Origin of the sequence: Paraburkholderia sp. GAS41, assembly GCF_050436545.1 — a bacterium.
GTDB lineage: Bacteria > Pseudomonadota > Gammaproteobacteria > Burkholderiales > Burkholderiaceae > Paraburkholderia.
Genome location: NZ_JBNDMK010000091.1, coordinates 1 through 1,058, shown reverse-complemented (window position 1 = coordinate 1,058; position 1,058 = coordinate 1). Strand labels below are relative to the sequence as shown.

The following is a 1,058-nucleotide window of genomic DNA, read 5'->3' as shown; positions in this document are numbered from 1 at the left end:
TTTCACCCGCTCCCGTGCTTCAACCGGCACTCTCTTATCAGACAGTCCAGCTTTATGAGGGTCCGGGTAGGCACTCCAGGTGCATGACCAATACCCGGCTCTTCCCACGCGTGCTAGCCTGTAAAAACTAAAGGCCGTCCGGCGATTGCGACTGGACAGCCACTTTCTGGAGAGAGGCAAAAGATGAATCCTCAACTGTTTACCAATGTGAAGATTTTCGACGGCACCGGTGCGCCAACGTTCGCGGGCGAAGCGCTTGTCGAGGGCAATCTGATCCGCGCCGTGGCACGCGGAAATGGTGGGATTCCGCGTGAGTCCTACTATGACGTTATCGACGGCAAGGGCATGACCCTGATGCCCGGTCTCGTCGAAGCGCACGCTCACGTTACCTACAGCAATATGGCCCAGTTCAGTGAACTTGGCCAGATCCCGATTGAAGAGCATACGATGCTCGCGCTGCAGAACGTCAAACTGATGCTGGACTCCGGCTTCACCAGTTTGTACTCGGCGGCATCGGCGAAGTTCCGGCTCGAGGCGGTACTTCGCGATGCCATCGATGCGGGAAAATTCCCGGGGCCGCGCATGCGGGCAGCCTCGCCGGAACTCACGACAACAGGCGGTCTTGGGGACGAACGTCAGTACCACACGAACCACCAGGGCTTCGAAGTGATTGCAGACGGCCCCGATGAAGTCCGCCGGACGGTCAGGTTGCTGATTCGTGAGGGTGTCGACACCATCAAGATGAACATCTCGGGTGACATGTTCGCTGGACGCCCGGGTTTTGCCCGTCGCCTTTCCTATACGGAGGCCGAGGTCGCCGCCGCCGCGGAAGAGGCCCATACGCGCGGCGCCTGGCTCTCGTGTCACGCCCGCGCGGATGAGGCCGTGAAGCTTGCCCTGAAGTATGACTTCCGCGCTATCTACCACTGCGATTTCATTGAAGGCGAGACGTTTGACCTGCTTGAGGCGAAGCGCGACCGCGTGTTTCTCGCCCCGGCCATTGGCGTAATTTACGCAACCGCCTACGAGGCAGAACCGTGGGGTATTACTAAAGAGTT

General features: G+C 59.2%; 1 protein-coding gene. It reads left to right on the top strand.

Going from position 1 to position 1,058, the window contains the following annotated elements; genetic code table 11:
- Positions 1-183 precede the first annotated feature (183 nt).
- Positions 184-1,058, top strand: an 875-nt coding sequence (locus P3T43_RS35690) for an amidohydrolase family protein (protein ID WP_429285674.1), incomplete at its 3' end; no start/stop codon positions are given.